Source organism: Cupriavidus neocaledonicus, assembly GCF_000372525.1.
Lineage (GTDB): Bacteria > Pseudomonadota > Gammaproteobacteria > Burkholderiales > Burkholderiaceae > Cupriavidus > Cupriavidus neocaledonicus.
The window spans coordinates 90121-108028 of record NZ_AQUR01000101.1 but is presented as its reverse complement, the minus strand read 5'-3'; the positions used below and the strand labels follow the sequence as shown (position 1 = coordinate 108028).

Sequence of the window (17908 nt, the reverse complement as noted above, 5' to 3'; positions counted from 1 at the left end):
ACGATCGTTCGAAAAATAGGAGAGCCGCCAACCCGGTGGTTATAATGACGAGCGAACAAAATTTCTGACTATCAGCTATCAGTGGAGTGAGCGCATGAAAGTACTCGTCGCAGTCAAGCGGGTGGTGGATTACAACGTCAAGGTCCGCGTCAAGGCGGACGGTTCGGGCGTCGATCTGGCCAACGTGAAGATGAGCATGAACCCCTTCGACGAAATCGCCGTGGAAGAGGCCGTGCGCCTGAAGGAAGCCGGCGTTGTCACCGAGGTGGTCGCCGTGTCGTGCGGTGTGACGCAGTGCCAGGAAACCCTGCGCACCGCGATGGCCATCGGCGCCGACCGCGGCATCCTGGTGGAATCGAACGAAGACCTGCAACCGCTGGCCGTGGCCAAGCTGCTGAAGGCGCTGATCGACAAGGAACAGCCGCAACTGGTGATCCTGGGCAAGCAGGCCATCGACGACGACTCCAACCAGACCGGCCAGATGGTGGCCGCGCTGGCCGGCCTGCCGCAAGCCACGTTCGCCTCCAAGGTGGTGGTGGCCGACGGCAAGGCTTCGGTCACGCGTGAAGTCGACGGTGGCCTGGAAACGCTGTCGCTGAACCTGCCCGCGGTGGTGACCACCGACCTGCGCCTGAACGAGCCGCGCTACGTCACGCTGCCGAACATCATGAAAGCCAAGAAGAAGCCGCTCGACACCGTCAAGCCGGAAGACCTCGGCGTCGACGTCAAGCCGCGCCTGTCGACCCTGAAAGTGGTCGAGCCGCCCAAGCGCAGCGCGGGTGTGATGGTGCCGGACGTCGCGACGCTGGTGCAGAAGCTGAAGAACGAAGCCAAGGTTATCTGAGCGCGGGGAGAGAGAGAACATGACTGCACTCGTCATTGCTGAACACGACAATCAATCGATCAAGGGCGCCACGCTCAACACCGTGACCGCCGCGGCCCAATGCGGCGGCGACGTACACGTGCTGGTGGCCGGTTCCAACGCCAAGGCCGCGGCCGATGCCGCCGCCAAGATCGCCGGCGTGACCAAGGTCCTGCTGGCCGACGCCGCCTACTTCGGCGACGGCCTGGCCGAGAACGTGGCCGAGCAGGCACTGGCCATCGCCAACGACTACTCGCACATCCTGGCTCCGGCCACCCCGTACGGCAAGAACATCCTGCCGCGCGTGGCCGCCAAGCTGGACGTGGCCCAGATCTCGGAAATCTCCAAGGTCGACGCCCCGGACACCTTCGAGCGCCCGATCTACGCCGGCAACGCCATCGCCACGGTCAAGTCGGAAGACAAGATCAAGGTGATCACCGTGCGCGGCACCGCGTTTGACGCCGCCGCCGCCGAAGGCGGCTCGGCCGCCGTCGAAACCCTGCCGGCCGTGGCCGACGCAGGCGTTTCGCAATTCGTGTCGCGCGAAGTGGCCAAGAGCGACCGTCCGGAACTGACCGCCGCCAAGATCATCGTTTCGGGTGGCCGTGGCGTGGGCTCGGGCGAGAACTACACCAAGGTGCTGACGCCGCTGGCCGACAAGCTCAACGCCGCGCTGGGCGCCTCGCGCGCCGCCGTGGACGCCGGCTTCGTGCCGAACGACTACCAGGTCGGCCAGACCGGCAAGATCGTCGCGCCGCAGCTGTATATCGCCGTCGGCATCTCGGGCGCGATCCAGCACCTGGCCGGCATGAAGGACTCCAAGGTGATCGTCGCGATCAACAAGGATGCCGAGGCCCCGATCTTCTCCGTGGCCGACTACGGCCTGGTGGGCGACCTGAACACCGTGGTGCCGGAGCTGGTGGCGGCACTGGGCTGATGCCGCGCCGGCCTCGCCAGCCGTGCCGGCCGCAGTGCGGCCGGCACGGCTGGCAGTGGCAGCAAGTAACGAGCCGTTCCGGGGGCGACCCGCGAACGGCTTTTTCATACATGTTGGGAGACATCGATGACCTACCGTGCGCCGATCAAGGACATGCTGTTCGTCATGAACGAGCTGGCCGGCCTTGAGGCCGTCAGCCAGCTGCCCGGCTTCGAGGAAGCCACCCCCGAGACCGCCGAGGCCGTGCTCGACGAGGCCGCCAAGTTCAACGAGCAGGTGGTCGCGCCGCTGAACCGCGCCGGCGATCTCGATCCGAGCAGCTGGAAGGACGGCGTGGTCACCACCACGCCCGGCTTCAAGGAAGCCTTCCGCCAGTTCGGCGAGGGCGGCTGGCAGGGCGTGCTGCATCCGCAGGAATTCGGCGGGCAGGGCCTGCCCAAGCTGATCGCCACGGCGTGCAACGAGATGCTGAACACCGCGAACCTGTCGTTCGCGCTGTGCCCGCTGCTGACCGACGGCGCCATCGAGGCGCTGCTGACGGCCGGTACCGACGCGCAGAAGGCTACCTTCCTGCCCAAGCTGATCTCGGGCGAGTGGACCGGCACCATGAACCTGACCGAGCCGCAGGCGGGCTCGGACCTGGCCGCGGTGCGCACCCGCGCCGAGCCACGGGGCGACGGCACCTACAAGCTGTTCGGCACCAAGATCTTCATCACCTACGGTGAGCACGACATGGCGCAGAACATCGTCCATCTCGTGCTGGCCCGCACCCCCGACGCGCCCGAGGGCGTGAAGGGCATCTCGCTGTTCATCGTGCCCAAGTTCCTGGTCAATGCCGATGGCAGCACCGGCGCGCGCAACGACGTGCATTGCGTCTCGATCGAACACAAGCTGGGCATCAAGGCCAGCCCCACGGCGGTGTTGCAGTTCGGCGACCACGGCGGCGCGATCGGCACGCTGGTTGGCGAAGAGAACCGCGGCCTCGAGTACATGTTCATCATGATGAACTCGGCGCGCTTCTCGGTCGGCATGCAGGGCATCGCGGTGTCCGAGCGCGCCTACCAGCAGGCGGTGGCGTATGCGCGCGAGCGCGTGCAGAGCCGCCCCGTGGATGGCTCGGCGCGCGAGGCGGTGACCATCATCCACCATCCCGACGTCAAGCGCATGCTGATGACCATGCGCGCGCTGACCGAAGGCGCGCGCGCGGTCGCGTACGTGGCCGCGGCCGCCAGCGATGCCGCGCACCAGCATCCCGACGAAGCCGTGCGCAGCCAGAGCCAGGCGTTCTACGAGTTCATGGTGCCGGTGATCAAGGGCTGGAGCACCGAGCTGTCGATCGATGTCACCAGCCTCGGTGTGCAGGTGCACGGCGGCATGGGCTTTATCGAGGAAACCGGCGCGGCGCAGCACTACCGTGACGCGCGCATCCTGCCGATCTACGAGGGCACCACGGCGATCCAGGCCAACGACCTGGTCGGCCGCAAGACCGTGCGCGACGGCGGCGCCGTGGCCCGTGCGATCTGCGCGCAGATCGCCGAGACCGAGGCCGCGCTGGGCCGGCACGGCGGCGCTGCCTTCGCCGCGGTGCAGGCGCAGCTGGCCAAGGGCCGCGCCGCGCTGGAAGCCGTGGTCGAATTCGTGGTCGCCAATGCCAAGGCCGATCCGAACGCGGTGTTCGCCGGCAGCGTGCCTTACCTGAAGTTGTGCGGCATCGTGTTCTCCGGCTGGCAGTTCGGCCGCGCCATGCTTGCAGCCGATGCGAAGCGGGCCGACGATCCGGCTTTCCACGAAGCCAAGATCGCGACCGCGCACTTCTTTGCCGAACATATCCTGTCGCAGGCACCGGCGCTGCGCGATGCCGTGATCGGCGGCGGGGTGCCGGCCAATGCCCTGAGCGCCGAGCAGTTCTGAGCGTTGCGCGCGGCGCGCGGATAGAAAAAGGGCGACCTGCAAGGTCGCCCTTTTTTGCTCGCGGAAGCCGGCCCTGTATCAGGCGGCCGCCGGGCGCGGCGCCAGGTGATGGCGCGCCGGCTTCAGGTAGCGGCTGACCGACAGGTCGTCGGCGCGGATCGCCGGGGACTTGCCCGACACCAGGTCCGACAGCAGCTTGCCCGAGCCGCAGGCCATGGTCCAGCCGAGCGTGCCGTGGCCGGTGTTCAGCCACAGGCCGCGCACCTGGGTCGGGCCGACGATGGGCGTGCCGTCCGGGGTCATGGGGCGCAGGCCGGTCCAGAAGGTGGCCTGGCTGACATCGCCGGCGCCGGGGAACAGGTCCGTCACCACATGCTCGAGCGTGCGGCGCTTGGCCGGGTCCAGGGTGCGGTCATAGCCGACGATCTGCGCCATGCCGCCGACGCGGATGCGGTCGTCGAAACGGGTCAGGGCGACCTTGTAGGTCTCGTCCAGCACCGTCGAGACCGGGCCGCGCGAGGCATCGCTGAGCGGCACGGTGATCGAGAAGCCCTTCAGCGGATATACCGGCAGGTTGGACATGCCGCGCAGGAAGGGTTTGACCAGTTGCGTCGACCAGCTGCCCAGCGCCACCACCACCAGGTCCGCCGCCATCGGCTCGCCATCGACCACGGCGCCGGTCACGGCGTCGCCCTGGCTCATCAGGCCGTCGATCGAGCGGTTGTACAGGAAGCGGACGCCGAGCGTGCCGGCCATGTTGGCCAGGCGCTGCGTGAACAGCGCGCAATCGCCGGTTTCGTCATTGGGAAGGCGCAGGCCGCCGGCCAGCTTGTGGCGGACGGCGGCCAGCGCCGGTTCGCTCGCGGCGAGTTCTTCGCGCGAAAGCAACTGGTAGGGAACCCCGGCCTGTTCCAGCACCGCGATGTCCTTGGCCGCGCCATGCAGCTGCTGGTCGGTGCGGAACACCTGCAGCGTGCCTTGCTGGCGGCCTTCATAGGCAATGCCGGTTTCCGCGCGCAGCGCGCGGATGCAGTCGCGGCTGTACTCGGCCAGCCGCACCATGCGCTCCTTGTTGACGGCATAGCGGCCGGCGCTGCAGTTCAGCAGCATCTGCCAGATCCATTGCAGCTGGAACAGCGTGCCGTCGGGACGGATGCTGAGCGGCGCGTGTTCCTGGAACATCCACTTGATTGCCTTGAGCGGCACGCCGGGCGCCGCCCACGGCGACGCGTAGCCGGGCGAGATCTGACCCGCATTGGCAAAGCTGGTGCCGAGCGCGGGGCCGGCCTCGCGGTCTACCACGGTCACTTCATGACCGGCCTTGGCCAGGTACCACGCACTGGTGACGCCAATCACGCCGCTGCCAAGTACGAGAACGCGCATTTCGGGGGACTCCAACTGCGATGACTACGGTATAGAGGATTTGTCTCTATACTATTGAATGCATTCCAGTCATAGTTACCGAATTTCTCAGGAAAACAGGAAAAACTCATGAGAACGAGTCGCCAGCCCCAGCGCACGCTCGACCGGCTCGACCGCAGGATCCTGACCGCGCTGCAGAGCGACGGCAGGATGTCGATGAAAGACCTGGCCGAGGCGGTCGGGCTGACCATTACGCCGTGCATCGAGCGCGTCAAGCGCCTGGAGCGCGATGGTGTCATCATGGGCTACTACGCGCGGCTCAACCCGGCACTGCTGGGCAGCGCACTACTGGTATTCGTCGAGATCTCGCTGGGCAACAAGTCGGGCAATATGTTCGAGCAGTTCCGCCGCGAAGTGCTGCGCATTCCGGAAGTGCTGGAATGCCACCTGGTTTCAGGCGATTTCGACTACCTGATCAAGGCGCGCATCCGCGAGATCGGCGAATACCGCCGGCTGCTGGGCGACATCCTGCTGCAGCTGCCGGGCGCCGCGCAGTCGAAGAGCTATGTGGTGATGGAAGAGATCAAGGAGACACTGGCCATCTCGGTAGAGGAGAAGAGCCAGGCCGCGTGACGAAGGCCAGCATGGAGCGCCCCCCGCCTAAACCCAAATCCCCCGCCAGACCTCTCGCCAGCGCGACGCGGCGAGAGCCCGACCCGGATGCGCAGGCGGCGCAGGCCGGCGCGCGGCCGCCCGTGGCGCGCAAGGGCCGCGGCGCCGTCAGCAACCTGCAGGGGCGCTTCGAGCGCGACCAGCGCGAGGCGTTCGACGATGGCTGGGGCCCCGTGCCGGAAGACACCGCTGCGGCGCCAGAAGCCATCGCCGGCGCCGACGACGCGCCGCTGCCACCGCTGCGCACCGAAGTCCATCTCGAGCGCGCCCGCGCCGTGCTGACCCGCAATGCCTCGCCGGACGTGCCGTTCGATGTTTCGCTCAATCCCTACCGCGGCTGCGAGCATGGCTGCATCTATTGCTTCGCCCGGCCGACACACGCCTACCTGGACCTGTCGCCGGGGCTGGACTTCGAAACCCGGCTCTTTGCCAAGACCAATGCCGCCGAGCGCCTGCGCGAAGCGCTGGCGCGGCCGTCATACCGCTGCGAGACCATCGCGCTGGGCGTCAACACCGACGCTTACCAGCCGATCGAGCGTGAACAGCGCATTACGCGCAGCCTGCTGGAAGTGCTGCATGAATGCGACCACCCGGTGGCGCTGATCACCAAGTCGTCGCTGATCGAGCGCGATATCGACCTGCTCGCGCCGATGGCGGCCAAGCGGCTGGCGGTGGCGGCGCTCACCATCACCACGCTCGACGCCGGCATCGCACGCACGCTGGAGCCGCGCGCGGCGACGCCGTCGCGCCGGCTGCGCACCATCCGCACGCTGACCGACGCCGGCATCCCGGTCGGGGTCAGCATCGCCCCGGTGATCCCTTTCATCACCGAACCCGACCTGGAGCGCGTGCTGGAAGCGGCGCGCGAGGCGGGCGCCGTCTATGCGAACTACATCGTGCTGCGATTGCCGTGGGAGGTGCGGCCGCTGTTCGAGGAATGGCTGCAGGCGCACTTCCCCGAGCGGGCCGAACGCGTCATGAACCGCGTGCGGGACATGCGCGAAGGCAAGGCCTACGATGCGAGCTTTGCCACGCGCATGCGCGGGACCGGCGTGTGGGCGGACTTGCTGCGCCAGCGCTTCTACAAGGCCGCCGAACGACTCGGCTTCCGCTACAACCGATTTGAACTGGATACTTCGCGTTTCCGCCGGCCGGCGGCGGCTCCCAGCGGCAAGGACGATCCGCAGGGTTCGCTGTTCTGAGCCTTCAGGGCGGCTGCCGTGGCCAGCTGATCGCCGATCATGCTGCTGGCGAGTTCCAGCGCGGCCTTGGCGCTCGATGGCGGCAGTCCCGAGGACAGCGCCAGCCTGACGGCGATTGCCGCCAGGCGTCCTTCCTCATAGCTTGGCATGTCGATTCTTGCTCCTTTGCGCTGCCGGGCGTGCCCGCGCCGCGCGTCGCGCCGCCAGGATAGGACGGCTCTACCAGTATGGGCGAATTGGGCGAAAGGGAAACCGGCGATTGCGGCCGTATTGACCGCGCTCAAACGATGCGCCAGGGGAGCAGAGCGCAGGCGCCTACTGCGACAGTTCGCGTGCGGCCTCGACCTGCGATTCGAAGAAGGTCTGGAAGCTGATCGCCAGCCCCGCCATCAGCAGCCCGGTACCGATCAGCAACGACAGGATCACCAGGATCACCACCGGCCAGCCCGAGCGCGTGGGCTGGCCGTGCGGGTTGAAGCGGGCATCCCATTTGTCGTCCGGGCGCAGTCCGTAGACGATCGCCGCCAGGAAGGCACTGATGACAGAGACGCCGCCGGCCACGGCAAAGGTCCAGTTCAGTGCCGGGTTGCCCGCCTCGGTGGCCATCGAGGCCACGCCAATGGCGCCCGCCAGCAGCGCCAGGAGGTGCGCCCAGCCATACAGGTCCCGCAGTCCGCCCAGGTAGAAGCGGTGCGCGCCCAGGCTGCCGAACAGGAACGCCAGCGCAACCGTCAGCAGCTTCGATTTGCCGCGCGCGGACGGTGCGGCGAGCGGAGAGGCGTGGCGGGCTGGCGTGGCTGCGGGCATGGTCGGAAAGAAGGTTTCAGGCCTGGGGTGCAGGCCGGCGTGCGCCGGCACGGGAGTGGCGGCACAAGGGGTACCGGCCGGCCCACATTGTACGCCGGCAGTCAGCGCAAGGAAGGGAAGTGCGTCAAAAGGCGCCAGCGGCGCTAATGCCAGCCGCCGGCGATCAGGCCGCGGATAAGGGCCGAGGCGTGCTCGCTGATATGGGTTTCGCTGTAGAGCACCAAAGTCAGGATGCCCATGAACAGAATGGACAGCGAGAGCTGGCCCGCGTGTTCGGCCAGGTCGCTAAGCAGGGGTGACATGACAAACCTCACAGAATTATTGTCATTCTGGAGGCTGCGCCCGGGCCGTCTTGGTCGGGTCCCGGCAGGAGGTGTCGGGCAGAGGCAGGTCAGTTCGATTGCCGTCCGCACATGACGGCACGCTGTGAGCCCCGGACAGCGCCGGGCGGCAGCCTGTGCGCGCGCCCGGAATCGGGGCACACACTTAAGTAGAGACAGGCAGGGCGGGGGCGGAGTTCCGCAGCGAGGGACGGCGCGTGGTATTCAGCGCCAAGGCAACGGCGCCGGCTGCGGGCGCCGGCCCCGGTCAGCGACCGTTGTCGCGGCCGCGCGCCTGCCAGCCGGGACCGACCTGGCCCTGGCGCGGCTCGTTGCGGGCGTCATTGGCGGGATTGCGTTCCTGGCCGCGGCCGCGGTTGTCGTCGCGGGCGCCGGCGAGCGCGGCGCGGCGGCCGCTGAGGCGGTCGTCGGCGCGGGCGCGCGCCTCCATGCGGTCGATCTGGGCCTGCACGTGTTCACGGCTTTCGGCGCGCACGCTGGCCATTTGCCAGCCATCGCCGGCCTGGACCCGGCCGGGCCGGCCGTCGGAACGGACTTGTTGCCAGAACGCGACCTGGGCATGGCTGGTGGCTACCGCGCCGACCAGGCCCGAGGCCACCAGGATGCCAGCCACCAGGTCGCGCAGGAGGGAGCGGGTGAGCATGCGGATTCCCAGGGTCCTGTCGCGCTGTGTTGCTGTTGGAAGATGGGTTCATGGTACGCATGGGGCATCGGGGCGCCTATGCCAATCCCGTTACCGGTGTAACGGATTGTTTCTTCCGCACAAAGCCGCGCCGGGCGCGGGTTTCCGCCGGATTCAGGGCTGGTAGCGGATGCGGTAAATCGCCCCCGCATGGTCGTCGCTGACCAGCACCGAGCCGTCCGGCGCGACCAGGACATCGGCGGGCCGGCCCCAGGCCCTGCCGCCGCGCAGCCAGCCCTCGACGAACACCTCCTGGCGCACGGCCTTGCCGGCGCCGTCCAGCACCACGCGGACCACGCGGTAGCCGGAAGGCTCGCTGCGGTCCCAGCTGCCGTGTTCGGCGATCAGCACGTTGTTGCGGTACTCCGGCGGGAACTGCGTGCCGGTGTAGAAGCGCATGCCCAGCGCGGCGACGTGCGCGCCCAGGCGGGCCACCGGCGCCACGAAATCCGAGCAGGCACGCTTGCCGCCGTATTCCGGATCGGCGACGTTGCCGGCGTGGCAGTAGGGGTAGCCGAAATGCTGGCCGGGCGCGGTGACGCGGTTCAGTTCGTCGTCGGGCACGTCGTCGCCCATGCGGTCGCGGCCGTTGTCGGTGAACCACAGTTCGCGCGTGGCGGGGTGCCAGTCGAAGCCGACGGTGTTGCGCACGCCGCGCGCCACCACCTGCAGGCCAGTGCCGTCGGGCTTCATCCTGACGATGTTGGCATAGCGGGTTTCGTCGGGCTCGCACACGTTGCACGGGGCGCCGGTGGCCACGTACAGGTAGCCGTCCGGGCCGAAGCCAATGAATTTGCCGCCGTGGTGGCCGTCCGACGGGAAGCGGTCGCTTACCACCCTGGGTGCGGGCGGCTGCTCGAGCCTCGCCTCGATCTGGTCGAGCCGCACAATCCTGGAGACCGAGGACGCGTACAGGCTGCCGTCATGGAAGGCCACGCCCAGCGGATTGCGCAAGCCGGTAGCCACCGTGCGCACGCGCGGGCGCGTGCCGAGCGCATCGCTGACCGCATAGAGCTTGCCTTCGCTGCGCGATCCCACGAAGAGCGTGCCGGACGGCGACATCGCCATGGCGCGCGCGCCCGGCACGTCGTCGCTCAGCACCTCGATCCGGAAGCCGGGCGGCAGGCGCAGCTGGTCCAGCGGCAGCGCGGCCAGCGCGAACTGGCTCGTTGCCAGTACCATGAGCGCCAGCAGCGTACGCGGTACCATGCCGGCCATGAAGTGCAGAGCGGGGCGCATGCGTGGCCTCCTGTCGCGGTTTTTGCCACGATGCCTGCGCCGCGTTCACGCGTCAATCGCCTAAGTGTTTGTTTGGCCTTGGGAATTGGGCTATACTCTTGCGTTTCGTGTTCGAACGCCCTTGAACACCCCGTTTTCTGAGGAATCATTCCATGGTCGTTATCCGTCTGGCTCGCGGCGGCAGCAAGAAGCGCCCGTTCTTCAACATCGTCGCCACCGACTCGCGCAACCGTCGCGATGGTCGTTTCATTGAGCGCGTTGGTTTCTACAACCCGCTGGCAGCCGAAGGTGAAGAAGGCCTGCGCCTGTCGCAAGACCGCCTGGCCTACTGGCAAGGCGTCGGCGCCCAGCTGTCGCCGACCGTTGCCCGCCTGGTCAAGCAAGGCGCCAAGGCTGCTGCCTGATTGCCGTTTGCAACGCGCCCTGCCGTAGCCGGCGGGGCGCGTTTGCATTGGACCACGCGCACCCGTGACCGAGCGAAAGCAGGACGCCGGGCGGCCGACAAGGCTGCCGCTGAACCGGTCCGTGAACCGGCCGCAGGGCGAGCCCGCCAAGGCGCTCAGGCTGCCCGCGGCGCTGCTGCATGCCGAGCCCCTGCCGGAGGACCTGGTGGAGGTCGGCTATGTCAGCGCCGCCTATGGCATCCGTGGCTGGATCAAGGTCCAGCCGCATGCCGACGATGCATCGGCGCTGCTGCATGCCCGCCGCTGGTGGCTGCTGAGCCCGCCGCAGGCGGGGCTGGTGGCGGCCCAGGCGGCCGAGGGGGCTCGAGCCGAGCCCGTCTGCGTGAAGATCGCGCAGTCGCGTGAGCACAGCGGCACCGTGGTGGCGCAGGCTGCCGGCGTGGCCGACCGCAATCTTGCGGAAGCGCTGCGTGGCCGCCGCGTGTGGATCCGGCGCGCGGATTTTCCGGCGCCGGAAGAAGATGAGTTCTACTGGGTCGACCTGATCGGCTGCAGCGTCAGCAACGAGCAAGGCGAGTTGCTGGGCGAGGTATCCGGGCTGATCGACAACGGTGCCCACCAGATCCTGCAGGTTGCCTTCGTGCAGCCCGACGGCAAGGCCGGCGAACGGCTGATTCCATTTGTCGACGCGTTCCTGCGCACGGTGGATACCGCGGGCAAGCGCATCGTGGTGGACTGGGGGCTCGATTACTGAGCAGTGCCCGCGCAGGTGCGGGTCAAGTGCGGCATAGGAAGGGAGAGAGCGGATGCAGTTCGACGTGATCACGCTGTTTCCCGACATGTTTCGCGCGCTGACCGACTGGGGCATTACCAGCCGGGCGGCCAAGCAGCAGCGGTATGTGTTGCGCAGCTGGAATCCGCGCGATTTCACCGTCGACAACTATCGCACCATCGATGACCGGCCCTATGGCGGCGGTCCCGGCATGGTGATGCTGGCCAAGCCGCTGGACGACGCAATCGATGCCGCGGTGGCGGCGCAGGCGCAAGCCGGCGTGGCGAAGCCGCATGTGGTGCTGATGTCGCCGCAGGGCAAGACGCTGACGCATGCCAAGGTCATGGAGCTGGCGCAGCGGCCGGGCCTGGTGTTGTTGTGCGGCAGGTACGAGGCGATCGACCAGCGGCTGATCGACCGCCGCGTGGACGAGGAAATCAGCCTCGGCGATTTCGTGCTGTCGGGCGGCGAACTGCCGGCGATGGCGCTGATCGATGCGGTGGTGCGCCACCTGCCCGGCGTGCTGGGCGATGCGCAGTCGGCGGTGCAGGACAGCTTCGTCAACGGCCTGCTGGATTGCCCGCACTACACCCGGCCGGAAGAATACGAAGGCGTGCGGGTCCCCGACATCCTGCTCGGTGGCCATCATGCCGAGATTGAAAAATGGCGGCGCCAGCAGGCGCTAGCCAATACCGCGCGCAAGCGTCCCGACCTGATCGAGGCGGCCCGCGAACAAGGTTTGCTGACCCGCGCCGACGAGAAGTTCCTGTCGGAATGGGCGGCGAAGGAAGGGTGGGGGGAAACTCCCGCCAGGTAAAACCCCATCCTCTGCCGGGGCCCGGGAAATCCTGGGGCATACAACGCCGGCACGATGGTTACGGAGAAGAAACGATGAACCTCATCGAACAGATCGAGAAGGAAGAGATCGCGCGCCTGACCGCGAACAAGACCATCCCCGCATTCGCGCCCGGCGACACCGTCGTCGTCAGCGTCAATGTGGTCGAAGGTAACCGCAAGCGCGTGCAGGCCTACGAAGGCGTCGTGATTGCCAAGCGCAACCGCGGCCTGAACTCGTCCTTCATCGTGCGCAAGATCTCGTCGGGTGAAGGCGTGGAACGTACGTTCCAGCTGTACTCGCCGCTGATCGCCGGCATCGAAGTGAAGCGCCGCGGCGACGTGCGTCGCGCCAAGCTGTACTACCTGCGCCAGCGTTCGGGCAAGTCCGCACGTATCAAGGAAAAGCTGGTGTCGAAGGCTGCCGCCGCTGCCAAGGCCGCGGAGTAAGCCGGGCATGCCGGCCGGGGCGACCCGGCCAGCGTTTCCTCAGGAAGGGCACCCCAGGGTGCCCTTTTTGCATGGTCGCGCGGATCCAGGGCCGCGCTTTGCTGCGGCGCCAGATGGCGCGCTTCTGTCATACTTGCGATGTTATGCGTCCCGCCTTCGATCCCGAATCCCTTCCCGTCATCGATACCGACCTGCGCAACCGGGCGCTGAGCGCGCCGCGCCTGCAGGTCGACTTTATCCGGCACCGCTTCCTGGCCCCGCCGGCGTGGGCGCCAGAACTGACGGACGAATCGCGGGTCTACGATCGCAGCCGCGGGTTGCGCGATGCCGCGGTGCTGGTGCCGCTGGTCGAGCGCAGCGATGGCCTGACGGTGCTGCTGACGCAGCGCAATGCCAATCTCAGCGCGCATGCCGGGCAGATCAGCTTTCCGGGCGGGCGGCAGGAATCGTGGGACGTCAACCGCATCGATACCGCGCTGCGCGAGACGGAAGAAGAAGTGGGGCTGGCACGCGACTATGTCGAGGTGCTGGGCGCGCTGCCGGACTACATCACCGGCACCGGCTTCCATGTGAGCCCGGTGGTGGGCCTGGTGCGCGATGGCTTCACGCTGCGGCCGGACGCGTCGGAAGTGGCCGATGTGTTCGAAGTGCCGCTGGCTTTCCTGATGGATCCGTCGCACCATGAGCGGCGCCTGTTCCGCTGGGTCGACGGCGAACGCATGTTCTACGCCATGCCCTATCCGCGCGAGAACGGCGGCCAGCGCTTTATCTGGGGCGCCACCGCCGGCATGCTGCGCAACCTCTACCACCTGCTGGCGGCCTGAGCCGCGTACGCGGGCAGTCCTCAGGCGGCGGCCCGGTCCTTGCCGCCGATGCAGTGCGGGCAGCTCTTGCCGACCACATAGTGCGGGCTTTGCTGCTGCTCGGGCGTGACCACGGCGCGGCAGGCAAAGCACTGCTTCGGGCCGGCCGGTTCCAGGCTGGGGTTCAGCGCGGTGCGGTAGTCGAAGACGAAGCAGTCGCCGCGATAGTGGCTGCCGCCGACCTCCTCGAAGTACTTCAGGATGCCGCCTTCGAGCTGGTAGACGCGCTCGATGCCGACTTCCTGCATATGGATCGCGGCCTTCTCGCAGCGGATGCCCCCGGTGCAGAACGAGACCACGGTCTTGCCTGCCAGGTCTGCCTTGTGCGCGGCGACGGCGTCGGGAAATTCGCTGAACTTGGCGATGTCGTACTCGATCGCGTCCTCGAAGGTGCCGACGGCGACCTCGAAATCATTGCGGGTATCGAGCATCACCACCGGACGGCCTTCGTCGTCGTGGCCCTGGTCCAGCCAGCGCTTCAGGTCCACCGGCCGCACCGACGGCGCGCGGCCCGCCTCGGGGCGGATCAGCGGCATCTTCATGGTGATGATTTCCTTCTTGGCGCGCACCAGCATGCGCTTGAAGGGCTGGTGGTCCGACAGGCTTTCCTTGGGCGCGATATCGGCAAAGCGCGCATCGGCATGCAGCCACGCCATGAAGCCGTCGATCGCTGCGCGCGGGCCGGCCAGGAACAGGTTGATGCCTTCCGGCGCGAGCAGGATCGTGCCCTTCAGGCCGGCCGCCTCGCAGCGCTCGCGCATGGCCGGACGCAGGGTCTCGATGTCGTCCAGCGAGACAAACTTGTAAGCGGAAATATTGACGATCTGCATGGGACCCTGCGCCGCTGCCGCGGCGTCCCGAAGGGCGCCGACAGCCTGCGATAACTGCCTGATTGGAAAGGCGAAATTATAGCGTGCGCGGACCCTGCGCGTGGCGCATTCCCAAGCACGCCACTCCGCTATGCGCCCGCGCGCGCCGGCTCCGGTGGCGCGCAACATTGGCGGCATGCGGGCGGGCCGAGCCGGTACAATGTCGCCCATGTCTGCACCCCGCTTCGTACACCTCCGCCTGCATTCCGAATACTCCATCGTCGACGGCATTGTCCGCCTCGATGATGCCGTCAAGGCCGCCGCCGCCGATGGCATGGGCGCGCTCGCCCTGACGGACCTTGCCAACGCCTTCGGGCTGATCCGCTACTACAAGGAAGCGCGCGGCAAGGGCGTGAAGCCGGTGGTCGGCGCCGACGTGTGGCTGACCAATGCCGAGGACCGCGACAAGCCCGCGCGCCTGCTGCTGCTGGTGCAGGACCGGCGCGGCTACCTGAACCTCTGCATGCTGCTGTCGCGCGCGTGGCTGGGCAACCAGCACCGCGGCCGCGCCGAGATCGACCCGTCGTGGTTCCTGCAACCGGGCGAGGACGACATGCCGCTGGCCACGGGCCTGATCGCGCTGTCGGGCGCGATGGGCGGCGATATCGGCATGGCGCTCGCCAACGGCAATGCCGACGGCGCGCGCTGTGCCGCGCAGCACTGGGCCGCGGTATTCCCGCAGCGCTTCTACATCGAGCTGCAGCGCGCCGGCCATGCCGGCACCGACGCCTACGTGCAGCAGGCGGTGCAGCTGGCGGCGGCGCTGCAGTTGCCGGTGGTGGCGACGCATCCGGTGCAGTTCATGACGCCCGACGACTACACCGCGCACGAGGCGCGCGTGTGCATCGCCGAGGGCGAGCTGCTGGCCAACCCGCGCCGCACTCGGCGCTTCACCACCGACCAGTACTTCAAGACCCAGGACGAGATGTGCGCGCTGTTCGCCGACATCCCGTCGGCGCTGGAGAACGCGGTCGAGATCGCGCGCCGCTGCAACCTGACGCTGGAACTGGGCAAGCCGCGCCTGCCGCTGTTCCCGACCCCGGACGGCATGTCGCTCGACGACTATCTCGTGTTCATGGCCAAGGAAGGCCTGGAGAAGCGCCTGGCGGTGCTGTTCCCGGACGAGGCGGTGCGCGAGGCGAAGCGCCCGGAATACTACGCGCGGCTGGAGTTCGAGACCGGCACCATCATCAAGATGGGCTTCCCCGGCTACTTCCTGATCGTGGCGGACTTTATCAACTGGGCCAAGAACAACGGTGTGCCGGTGGGCCCGGGCCGGGGCTCGGGTGCCGGCTCGCTGGTCGCCTATGCGCTCGGCATTACCGACCTCGACCCGCTCAAGTACGCGCTGCTGTTCGAGCGTTTCCTGAACCCGGAACGGGTCTCGATGCCCGACTTCGACATCGACTTCTGCCAGCACGGCCGCGATCGCGTGATCACCTACGTGAAGGAAAAGTACGGCAAGGACGCGGTGTCGCAGATCGCCACCTTCGGCACCATGGCGGCCAAGGCCGCGGTGCGCGACGTGGGCCGCGTGCTCGACCTCGGCTACGGCTTCGTCGACGGCATTGCCAAGCTGATCCCGTTCAAGCCGGGCAAGCTGGTCACCATCGAGGAAGCGAAGAAAGAAGAGCCGCTGCTGACCGAGCGCGAGCGCAACGAGGAAGAAGTGCGCCAGCTGCTGGAGCTGGCGCAACGCGTCGAGGGCATGACCCGCAACGTCGGCATGCACGCCGGCGGCGTGCTGATCGCGCCCGGCAAGCTCACCGACTTCTGCCCGCTGTACACGCAGGGCGCGCAGAACGACGGCATGAGCGGCGTGGTCAGCCAGTACGACAAGGACGACGTCGAGGCCGCCGGCCTGGTCAAGTTCGACTTCCTGGGCCTGACCACGCTGACCATCCTGGACTGGGCCGAGCGCTATATCCGCCGCCTCGACCCGAGCAAGGCCGACTGGAACTGCAGCCATATCCCGCTCGACGACGGCCCCGCCTTCGACATCCTCAAGACCGCCAACACGGTCGCCGTGTTCCAGCTGGAAAGCCGCGGCATGCAGGGCATGCTCAAGGACGCCAAGCCCGACCGCTTCGAGGACATCATCGCGCTGGTGGCGCTGTACCGTCCCGGCCCGATGGACCTGATCCCCAGCTTCTGCGCGCGCAAGCACGGCCGCGAGAAGGTCGAGTATCCCGATCCGCGCGTCGAACCCGTCCTGAAAGAGACCTACGGCATCATGGTCTACCAGGAGCAGGTGATGCAGATGGCGCAGATCATCGGCGGCTACTCGCTCGGCGGCGCCGACCTGCTGCGCCGCGCCATGGGCAAGAAGAAGCCCGAGGAAATGGCGCAGCACCGCGTCATGTTCCGCGAGGGCGCCGACAAGAACGGGCTGTCCGCGCAGCAGGCCGACGACATCTTCGACCTGATGGAGAAGTTCGCGGGCTACGGCTTCAACAAGTCGCACGCCGCCGCCTATGCGCTGCTGGCGTACTACACCGCGTGGCTCAAGGCCCACCACCCGGCCGAATTCATGGCAGCCAACATGTCGCTGGCCATGGACGACACCGACAAGGTCAAGATCCTCTACGAGGACTGCAAGCTCAACAAGATCGCGGTGCTGCCGCCGGACGTCAACGCCAGCGAATACCGCTTCGCGCCGACCGACCCGAAGACCATCCGCTACGGCCTCGGTGGCATCAAGGGCAGCGGGCAGGGCGCGATCGAGGACATCCTGCGCGCGCGCGAGGAGCGGCCCTTCACCGACCTGTTCGATTTCTGCGAGCGGGTCGATCGCCGCCAGGTCAACCGACGCACCATCGAGGCGCTGATCCGCGCCGGCGCCTTCGACAGCCTCAACGACAACCGCGCGCAGCTGCTCGCGTCGGTGCCGATCGCGATGGAAGCCGCCGAGCAGAAGGCGGAGTCGGCCAACCAGGTGTCGCTGTTCGACCTGATGGGCGATGCCGGCGACGCGCACCGGCCTGAGCTGCTCGACGAGCCGCGCTGGAGTCCCAAGCGCACGCTGCAGGAAGAGAAGCAGGCGCTCGGCTACTACTTTTCGGGCCACCTGTTCGACGCCTACCGCGACGAGGTGCGGCGCTTCAACAAGGGCACGCTGGCCGCGCTGGAAAAGGAAGTGCAGGGCAACGGCGGCGGCTTCGGCCGCGACGTGCGCGGCAAGACCATCGCCGGCGTGATCAGCGGCATGCGCACGCAGATGACGCAGCGCGGCAAGATGCTGATCGTCACGCTCGACGACGGCACCGGCCTGGTCGAGATGACCGTGTTCAACGAGGTCTTCGACGCCAACCGGCAGATGTTCCGCGAGGACGAACTGCTGATCGCCACCGGCAATGCGCGCCACGATACCTTCACCGGCGGCGTGCGCTTCACCGCCGAATCGGTGATGGACCTGGTCGCCGCGCGGGTGCGCTTTGCCAGCGCGGTGCGGCTGTCGATGAACGGCAATTCCTCGACCGGCATGCTGCGCGAGCTGCTGATGCCCCACCTGGCGCGTGCCAGCGGCGTGCAGGGCCTGCCGGTGCGGATCCGCTACGAGGCGAAGTCAGCCAGTTGCGAGGCCATGCTCGGCCCCGACTGGCAGGTGGTGCCGTCGGACGAGGCGCTGACCGCGCTGCGCCAGGTGCTGTCGGCGGATGCCGTCAGCACGGTCTACGAATAAGCGGCCCCTGCATCCCCGC

Annotated in this window: 17 protein-coding genes; 11 read left to right on the top strand and 6 right to left on the bottom strand. The window is 67.6% G+C overall.

What is annotated here, in order from left to right:
• The first annotated feature begins 94 nt into the window (after positions 1-94).
• The 3 genes from A3AG_RS0119505 (at position 95) to A3AG_RS0119495 (ending at position 3710) form a co-directional block, all read left to right on the top strand.
• Positions 95-844 carry an electron transfer flavoprotein subunit beta/FixA family protein gene (locus A3AG_RS0119505; RefSeq protein ID WP_018007046.1) on the top strand — a complete coding sequence of 250 codons (750 nt, stop codon included), beginning with the start codon at positions 95-97 and terminating at the stop codon, positions 842-844.
• A 19-nt stretch (positions 845-863) separates the two neighbouring features.
• Positions 864-1799, top strand: coding sequence for an electron transfer flavoprotein subunit alpha/FixB family protein (locus tag A3AG_RS0119500; protein ID WP_018007045.1), 936 nt, complete (start codon positions 864-866; stop codon positions 1797-1799).
• A gap of 126 nt (positions 1800-1925) precedes the next feature.
• Positions 1926-3710 (top strand): acyl-CoA dehydrogenase, encoded by a 1785-nt coding sequence (locus tag A3AG_RS0119495; protein WP_018007044.1) that lies wholly within the window; start codon positions 1926-1928, stop codon positions 3708-3710.
• A gap of 78 nt (positions 3711-3788) precedes the next feature.
• On the opposite strand, the gene A3AG_RS0119490 is transcribed toward A3AG_RS0119495, so the two are convergent.
• Positions 3789-5093, bottom strand: a complete 1305-nt coding sequence (locus A3AG_RS0119490) for a D-amino acid dehydrogenase (protein WP_018007043.1) — start codon at positions 5091-5093, stop codon at positions 3789-3791.
• Between the two features lie 108 nt (positions 5094-5201).
• Here A3AG_RS0119490 and A3AG_RS0119485 point away from each other — a divergent pair, with 108 nt between their 5' ends.
• A complete protein-coding gene (locus A3AG_RS0119485; RefSeq protein ID WP_018007042.1) occupies positions 5202-5705 on the top strand; it encodes an Lrp/AsnC ligand binding domain-containing protein in 504 nt (167 codons plus the stop codon).
• A gap of 11 nt (positions 5706-5716) precedes the next feature.
• On the top strand, positions 5717-6946 hold the full coding sequence (locus A3AG_RS0119480; protein WP_172583504.1) for a PA0069 family radical SAM protein: 1230 nt from the start codon (positions 5717-5719) through the stop codon (positions 6944-6946).
• Positions 6947-7261: 315 nt separating this feature from the next.
• Here A3AG_RS0119480 and A3AG_RS0119475 read toward each other — a convergent pair whose 3' ends face one another.
• From A3AG_RS0119475 to A3AG_RS0119460, 4 genes are all read right to left on the bottom strand, one after another.
• Positions 7262-7753: an NINE protein gene (locus tag A3AG_RS0119475; protein WP_018007040.1), complete on the bottom strand. Its 492-nt coding sequence runs from the start codon at positions 7751-7753 to the stop codon at positions 7262-7264.
• 143 nt (positions 7754-7896) lie between these two features.
• Positions 7897-8055, bottom strand: coding sequence for a hypothetical protein (locus tag A3AG_RS34245; RefSeq protein ID WP_018007039.1), 159 nt, complete (start codon positions 8053-8055; stop codon positions 7897-7899).
• A 286-nt stretch (positions 8056-8341) separates the two neighbouring features.
• On the bottom strand, positions 8342-8737 hold the full coding sequence (locus tag A3AG_RS0119465; protein ID WP_018007038.1) for a hypothetical protein: 396 nt from the start codon (positions 8735-8737) through the stop codon (positions 8342-8344).
• Between the two features lie 153 nt (positions 8738-8890).
• Positions 8891-10015: a PQQ-dependent sugar dehydrogenase gene (locus tag A3AG_RS0119460; RefSeq protein WP_018007037.1), complete on the bottom strand. Its 1125-nt coding sequence runs from the start codon at positions 10013-10015 to the stop codon at positions 8891-8893.
• 152 nt (positions 10016-10167) lie between these two features.
• Here A3AG_RS0119460 and rpsP point away from each other — a divergent pair, with 152 nt between their 5' ends.
• From rpsP to A3AG_RS0119435, 5 genes are all read left to right on the top strand, one after another.
• Positions 10168-10419 carry a 30S ribosomal protein S16 gene (gene rpsP, locus A3AG_RS0119455; protein WP_018007036.1) on the top strand — a complete coding sequence of 84 codons (252 nt, stop codon included), beginning with the start codon at positions 10168-10170 and terminating at the stop codon, positions 10417-10419.
• A 64-nt stretch (positions 10420-10483) separates the two neighbouring features.
• Positions 10484-11173 (top strand): ribosome maturation factor RimM, encoded by a 690-nt coding sequence (gene rimM, locus A3AG_RS0119450; RefSeq protein ID WP_018007035.1) that lies wholly within the window; start codon positions 10484-10486, stop codon positions 11171-11173.
• A 52-nt stretch (positions 11174-11225) separates the two neighbouring features.
• Positions 11226-12008: a tRNA (guanosine(37)-N1)-methyltransferase TrmD gene (trmD, locus tag A3AG_RS0119445; RefSeq protein ID WP_018007034.1), complete on the top strand. Its 783-nt coding sequence runs from the start codon at positions 11226-11228 to the stop codon at positions 12006-12008.
• Positions 12009-12082: 74 nt separating this feature from the next.
• Positions 12083-12475 (top strand): 50S ribosomal protein L19, encoded by a 393-nt coding sequence (gene rplS, locus A3AG_RS0119440; protein ID WP_012352117.1) that lies wholly within the window; start codon positions 12083-12085, stop codon positions 12473-12475.
• Positions 12476-12618: 143 nt separating this feature from the next.
• Entirely contained in the window at positions 12619-13299 is a 681-nt protein-coding gene (locus A3AG_RS0119435; RefSeq protein WP_026164318.1) for a CoA pyrophosphatase, read from the top strand.
• Between the two features lie 20 nt (positions 13300-13319).
• Here the strand turns inward: A3AG_RS0119435 and A3AG_RS0119430 are convergent, their stop codons facing one another.
• Positions 13320-14168, bottom strand: coding sequence for a sulfurtransferase (locus A3AG_RS0119430; protein ID WP_018007032.1), 849 nt, complete (start codon positions 14166-14168; stop codon positions 13320-13322).
• A 208-nt stretch (positions 14169-14376) separates the two neighbouring features.
• Here A3AG_RS0119430 and dnaE point away from each other — a divergent pair, with 208 nt between their 5' ends.
• Positions 14377-17889 carry a DNA polymerase III subunit alpha gene (dnaE, locus tag A3AG_RS0119425; protein WP_035849280.1) on the top strand — a complete coding sequence of 1171 codons (3513 nt, stop codon included), beginning with the start codon at positions 14377-14379 and terminating at the stop codon, positions 17887-17889.
• Positions 17890-17908: the final 19 nt, after the last annotated feature.